Below are 7,619 nucleotides of genomic sequence, written 5' to 3'. Positions count from 1 at the left end.
ATCTATATCAGACAAATGGTATCCTGTCTGGGGAAAGAGAAGGGTGGTAGATAATGTTTACAACCAAACAACATTCCATCTAAAAAATGAACAATCGGAAATTAAAAATATTGATTTGGTTGTTAGAGCATATAACGACGGGGTAGCCTTTAGATATATTGTACCTGATAACCTGAACTGTAAAGGTGAAGTAGAAAAAGAGATAACATCATTTAATTTTTCTGGTGATTACACTGCCTGGTTTTATAATTTTGAGAATCACAATCTAGGTCCAGAGAAATTGTCCGAAACAGATGCAGTACGTTATCCAGTAATGACAATATGTGTTGATGATAGTTGTTATATGGCTATTCACGAGGCAGATTTAATTAGTGGAGAACCTTTGATGCTTGGATCAGAAAAGGGAAGTACTCTTTTTTCTGTCTTATCAAAGCCATCCAATATACACTCAGGTTATGTATCTTCATGGAAAACAATAATGTGTGCGCCTAAGATTGGAGATATAGTAGATTCGCATATTTTGGAACTTCTTAATCCAGATCCTGACGATAAATACGATTTCAAATCTTGGGTTAAGCCTAGTGTTTCGTTATGGGATTGGAGAATAAATGGAGCCATAATAGATGATTTTACGTATGGTATGAATTATGAGTCTTGGGTACGTATGGTAGATTTTGCACAGAAGAATGGTATGAAGTATCTTGTTCTTGATGCAAATTGGTATGGACCTGAATTTGAATCTGACTCAGATCCTATCAATGGTGATAAAGCCAATGATGTAAAGAAATTAATATCTTATGCCAAAGATAAAGGAGTTGGAATATGGTTATATCTTAATGATGTTGGAGGACGTGAATATCCTATAGAAGAAACTCTCAAAAACTATTCAGAATGGGGAGCAGTTGGTATCAAGTATGGTTTTATGGAGGGGAATTGGGATGAAAAAAATATAAGAACACAGATGATTACAAAGTTATGTGCAGAGAACAGACTTTATGTTGATTTTCATGATGGTCCTGTTCATCCTTATGGACAGATGAGAACATGGCCTAATGCATTAACACGTGAGTACTGTCAGGCACAATTGGATGGACATAAGATATTTTATCCAAAAACATTTGTGACTTCTGTTTTTGTCAACATGATTGCTGGACCGATAGATATGAATAATGGAATGTTCGATTTGAGGCAGGGACCAACAACCAGAATAGATGAAAATACTCCTGTGCCTTCAACTGTCGTCTCTGAAGCAGCTCGAACGTTAATAGTATTCTCCGGAGCTACAATAATCCCTGATATACCGGAATTTTATAATAAATATCCGGAACTTCTCAAATTTATCTCATCTCAGAAAATGCCATGGATTGAAAGTAAAACACTGGATGGAAAGATTGGAGAATATGTTGTAATGATGAGAGAAACAGATGATGCATATTTAATTGGAGCAGCCACTAATGAGACAGATAGACAAATAACTGTCAAATTAGATTTCTTGCCTGATACCAATGCCGAATATGAAACTATGATAATCGAAGATGGTGATGGAGTACATTATTTGACAAACAGAGAGGTAATGAAAAGTAGAAACGTAAAAGTAAGGAAGAATGATGAGATTACAGTGTCATTAGCTTGTGGAGGTGGAGCTTGTATTTTAATAAATAAATAATTTATAGATAATTATTGTATAATCATAGGGTGTGTCTCATTATGCACACCCTATGTTGTATATATTCAACTATCTTATTAAAAAAATACGACTGTCGTTTCTCAGGTCTTATTTCCGATGCAGAGCAACAAAAAAGGCGCCCCGTAAAGAGCGCCATATTAATCGATTATAATCAATCTAGCTCATTGATAATCAGATAGTTACTTGCCGATGCAATATATGTTATAAACTCATAACATGTTGATAATCAAATATGATTTTAGCAATTTTTTATGCTGGGGGACAAACGAGGGACAAAAAAATGGAGACAATCTGCAAAGAAAACACTAATACAATTTCATGTTTGAAAAACGCGATTAAGGAGTCTATTAAATCTCCTTTGTCCCTCGTGTCCCTCATGTTTTGAATCGACGTATTTGCTTTTTATACCTCTTTTCTTTCGCCGCCTCTTATAGATATAAGTTTAGTCTTGTTTATTGTATATCTATCAAAGTTCTAAACCAAACTATTTTGCTTGCCAAAAGAGACAGAAACTTTTCTTTTTTTGGTAGGCAATACATTTAAAACTCGAGAAACAAGAGGGATAGTCTTACGTGAAGAAATAGTTGGAAAACCAGACTGGATAGAAAGGTCGTTATCTGATCAAATATGTTGTTATTTATTTTTAAGTGGTAAGCAACTGCGCTGATTTTCTCATTTACCTAGAACTCTTAATATGCTTACTAAACTTACCCTATTTTAGAGGGATCATAGTTTGTCTAAATAAAATAAAATACCTACTTTTGTAGAACAAAAATGCGTAAATACGCAAGTATGACATTATGGTATATATAATATGGAGATAAAGCGTAATATTCATCTTGAAAGGCTCATTAAGAGCAAGCATAATGGAATGATTAAAGTCGTGACTGGCATCAGAAGGTGTGGCAAGTCGTACCTTCTGATGAATCTATTCAGACAACACTTACTTGATGGTGGCGTGAATGAGAGTCATATAATTATGCTGGATCTAGAGAATCGGAGAAATAAAAAATTAAGAGATCCAGATGCTTTGTTGGAGTGGATTGACTCCCAAATTATCGAATATAAGGCTTTCGGTGATGTTCCACAAGAGAAATGGTACTATGTGATGTTGGACGAGGTGCAGTTGGTACCAGAGTTTGAGGATGTGCTGAACTCATACCTAAGCATTAAGAATGTGGATATATATGTGACTGGAAGTAATTCACGGTTTCTGTCGAAGGATGTGATTACGGAGTTCCGTGGCCGTGGTCATGAAATTCATATTACACCTTTATCAATGAGTGAGTTTGTCGATGCTCATCCCGAAATGACTTTTGAGGAAGCTTTGGATCAATATATGACATACGGAGGTTTACCCATGGTTTGCCTACAACCTGATGTAAAGGAAAAGGAAGCATATTTGAAAGGTCTATTCGAGAAGACATACCTGACGGATATCAAGGAACGCTACCACATAAGAGGCAGTGATGTAATGGGAGAACTAATTGACGTCGTTGCTTCCGGCATAGGGGGACTTACAAACCCAACGAAGATAGAGAATACGTTTAAAACAGTTAAAGGTATAGGAGTTGGAAAGAATACTATCAAGCAGTATTTGGAGATGCTGGAGGAATCGTTTTTGATTAGAAAAGCGGTACGATATGATGTAAAGGGACGAAAGTATATTGATACACCTCAGAAATACTATTTTGAAGATTTGGGGCTCAGGAATGCACGCATTGGCTTTCGTCAAGTAGAGAAGACTCATTTGATGGAAAATATGGTGTATAATGAACTTTGTCTTCAAGGATACACTGTGGACGTAGGAGTTGTGATACACAACACAAAAGATGCTGAAGGTAATAGCCAGAGGAAGCAACTTGAAGTAGATTTTGTGTGCAACCGTGGGTCAGAGAGAATATATGTTCAGTCAGCCTATGCCTTGCCCGATAGAGAAAAGGTGGAGCAGGAACAGGCCTCGCTATTACACATTAAAGATGGATTTCGCAAAATAATAATTGTGGCAGACAGATATTTATCTGGATACAGCGAAAATGGTATTAGGATTCTTAGTTTGAAAGACTTTCTTATAGAGGGAATGTCATTGGATTAATTTAATTATAGTGATATGAGAATTAATGTATTTCCTGCATTAAATGGTGATTGTATCCTTGTTGAATATGTGGCATCTCATTATATTTTAATAGATGGTGGATATGTTAACACCTATAATAATTACCTTTTACCAAAACTTGTAGAAATTGCAAATAATGGTGGGACGGTTGATGTGGTTGTGGTTACCCATATAGATGAAGACCATATTTCAGGAATTATTAAGCTACTTGAAGAAGATGTATTTCCAATTTCCATAAAAGAAATATGGTACAATGGATATAAGCATGTTCAGTCGGTAGCAATAGTTTCTGAAGAAGATGAAATATTTGCCCATAAAAATATATGTAAAGAAACAAATGTGATAAATCCTAAGTCAATTAGTGCTAAGCAAGGTTGTACATTGTCAACACTTATTGCTAGAAAAGGACTTTTATGGAACAGCCCAACTAAAGGTAATACTATGAAGGGGTTAATTTCGTATTCGTTAGGGGATGCTACTATTCATATTCTTTCTCCCAATAATGATGACATTAGTAATGTTGAGCTTTTTTGGAAGAAAAGATTAATTAAAGATGGACTGTTGTCAAAAGCGCACAGCAATGAATATTGGGACGATGCTTTTGAGTTTTGCCTGAGCAAAGAAAAACCTGGTTTTCATTTTCACAAAAAGAAAGTATCTAAAAGCTACGATTTGATTAAAATAAAAGAAGAGGCATATGTACCTGATGATTCTGCAACAAACGGAAGTTCTATAGCATTCGTATTAGAGGTTGAAGGCAAAAGAATATTATTTTTGGGAGACGCTCATGCTGAGACTATAGTTGAATCATTAATAACACTATATGGTGAGAAGAATGCTCCTTTCAGATTTGATGCGGTAAAATTGTCACATCATGGAAGCTTTAACAATAACTCTCCCAAACTGTTGGAAATTATAACTTGCGATAACTGGCTTATTTCAACTAATGGTGATAAGTATGATCACCCCGATTTACCAACATTAGCTCACATTATAACTAATGAAAATAATAATGCACCTAAATTATATTTTAACTATAATCTGACCGTTAGTAAAGAATTAATGAAACAAGAATATCATAAAGACAATAATTTTGAGATAATATGCCCAGATGATGATGGTATAACGATAACACTTTAATGATATGAATGAAACGCTTATAGTTCAAATTATTTGTGATAAAGAAATTGGAACCGCATTCTATGTAGCTCCAGATCTTTTATTAACAGCATACCATACTGTCTCTTCGTTCAATGAAGATGGTAATAATATTATAAAGGATATCCAAGATGGTGATTTGCGATTTAAGGTAGTAAATAACTACGATGATATTGATGTTTCAGTATTGAAAGTGATGGGACGTACTTCTAAGGGTTATTATAAGTTGCAAGCTCATCATAACAGAATAGGTGAAGAATTTGCATCTTTTGGGTATCCAGATAAGTCAAGTAATAGTGGTCTAAGACTTCGCGGAATAATATCACAAAAGATATTTAATTCTGTAGCAGACTACGGACTATATGCTAACGATGTTGAAGATTCATATGACTATCAAGGAATGTCCGGAGCGCCAATTCTACTTGATAATAAGGTGGTCGGAGTTGTTATAGAACAGGAGGGAAATCAATTGTCTATTGTTAGCGTAGAAAAAATTAGAATGAAATTGACTGATGTTGAGATAGAACAAGACGTTAGAATAGACACAATGCCTAATTCAATCGCAAAAGATGTTGAAACAGCCAGTCCTAACTATTCTGTTTTTGAACTACTTGAATCTGTTCTTGTAGCGGATAATAGTCATTGGATTTTACTATATGGTTCTCCAGGCTGCGGTAAGACAACTGCTGTTGCTGGTTTTGAGCCAGAAAATAAAAAGTTGGAAATTGTAGGTAGGTTCTTTTTTAAAGTACCCAATGACGAAATGAGCCGTGCTATTAGATGTTCTGAAAGTTTCTTTGTAGATTGGATCGAGACCATTTTTATTACCAAATTAGGTATTGATATAGAAAAACTTACACTTGAAGAAAAACGAAAGAAAATACCTGATTGGTTCAAATATATGAATGATGATCTTTCTGGCGAAGGAAAGGAAGGGGTCATTATTATTGATGGATTAGACGAACTAGCAACGGATGAAAGTAATCGTGTAGATGATATCCTGTCTTTGTTGCCAGAGAATTTGCCTAGCAATATTAAGATTGTATTATCATGTATTACTGAAGAAATACTTCCAGCCAATATTGTTAGAAAGCTATCTACAGAAAGTAAAATAGAAGTAACACCCCTAAACATGGCAGCATGTGAATCTTATATACATGATAATAGTGGTGAATGGGAGAAACCTTATTCATTTATACAGGCAGTTGCCAATAAAACAGAGGGACATCCTCTGTATATGAATTATTTATGCCGTTATATTGCAGAAACTTTTAATGAAAAAACAAGGGAAGAACGGTTAAATGAATGGGTCGAGGGTTTGCCGACAATAGATGGTGATATACGTTCCTATTATGAAGCAATATGGAAAAAGGCTAACCCCAAAGGCTGTGTTTTTGAGGTATTGGCATTACTATCACAAATTCGTGGTTCCATAGAGGAAAATCAATTAATAGCCATGATGAGAGAACCCAATCCTTATGAATTCAAGTCATCAACAAGGGAGTTTAGTCATTTACTAAAAGATAAAGATGAAAATAATTACGAAATATATCATAGTTCATTCAGACTTTTCGTTACAAATAAATTGGCATCCATAATAACTTATACTAATGATCAGATTGCTAAATATTGTGAAACAAATAAGAATCTGACATATTCTATAGAAAATATTTTGCATCATGTTGTGAATGGCAGTGATGCTATAAAAGGGTTGACAATGTGTAACCAACAGTGGGCGGACAATTGTGCCTTGCACGATGTGTCGCCCGATTTGATAATGCATGATATCAGAGAATGTCTGTCTGTAGCTGTAGATCGTGGTTTGGCTGTAGAGGTAATAAGATTGATGTTACTTGCCCAACGTATTGAGAACCGATGTGATTCAATAATGGTTGATAATGTGAACGCATTCGTTGATTTGAATATATTACAAGGAAAGCCTGATGTAGCATTAAAGTATATTGTAAGAGATAATGTATTGTTGGTTAATCTTCAGAATGCTATGATATATCTTCGACTTATGCTAGAATTAGGCTATAACGAGCAGGCATTCAATCTGTCTAACTCAATTGATGCAGCAATCAGAAAAGCACTTAGGGATACATCAGAAAAAGGTATTGATCCGTATATAGTTGTTGTAAAAGGCTTTTTGATAGTTGAAAATATATTGGCTGGTGTAGAGAATCCCAACGATATAATTCGCTATCTTAATCATACACTTAATCATTTGAAGTCAGATAATGATGAATCTTTTGATACTATAATTATGTCAATCCGAAATATAATTATTGCATATCAACTTTCCATTCAAGTAAGAGCTGGCAAACGGATAAACATAGACAGATACCTTAAAAATTTTAACCAGACGTGGGATGAGAATGCAGTGATGCTATTAATAAATGTGATGGCCCTATATGAAGAACAAGAAACCGGATTACACAATATTGGTTACAATGAGGCTTTTAAAGATTGTTTAAAGCATGTTGAACAAGTTTTGTTACACAATAATTTTTCATTTTTGGGTAAAAATTTGAAGATTATCCTAAATGTACTTATAGATAAGCCTATACATGCAGAGATTCTAAAGAAATTGCTTGTAAGTTATAATCCTATTCCTGAAACATTTGTATTCAGAGACACTAATGGTGTTGATATAGA

4 protein-coding genes are annotated in these 7,619 nt (G+C 34.6%); all 4 read left to right on the top strand.

Annotated elements, in window-relative coordinates:
* Positions 1–1,666: glycoside hydrolase family 97 protein (locus tag I6E24_RS14765; RefSeq protein ID WP_235329328.1), on the top strand; the 1,666-nt coding region annotated here is incomplete at its 5' end.
* 835 nt (positions 1,667–2,501) lie between these two features.
* Positions 2,502–3,782 carry an ATP-binding protein gene (locus I6E24_RS14760; protein ID WP_235329326.1) on the top strand — a complete coding sequence of 427 codons (1,281 nt, stop codon included), beginning with the start codon at positions 2,502–2,504 and terminating at the stop codon, positions 3,780–3,782.
* Between the two features lie 15 nt (positions 3,783–3,797).
* Positions 3,798–4,943, top strand: a complete 1,146-nt coding sequence (locus tag I6E24_RS14755) for an MBL fold metallo-hydrolase (protein WP_235329324.1) — start codon at positions 3,798–3,800, stop codon at positions 4,941–4,943.
* A 4-nt stretch (positions 4,944–4,947) separates the two neighbouring features.
* The coding region (locus tag I6E24_RS14750) for a S1 family peptidase (RefSeq protein ID WP_235329322.1) at positions 4,948–7,619 on the top strand (2,672 nt) is incomplete at its 3' end.

The organism is Bacteroides caecigallinarum (assembly GCF_021530995.1).
GTDB classification, from domain to species: Bacteria; Bacteroidota; Bacteroidia; order Bacteroidales; family Bacteroidaceae; genus Phocaeicola; species Phocaeicola faecigallinarum.
The sequence above is the reverse complement of the archived record's forward strand: the minus strand, read 5'-3'. Positions and strand labels throughout refer to the sequence as shown.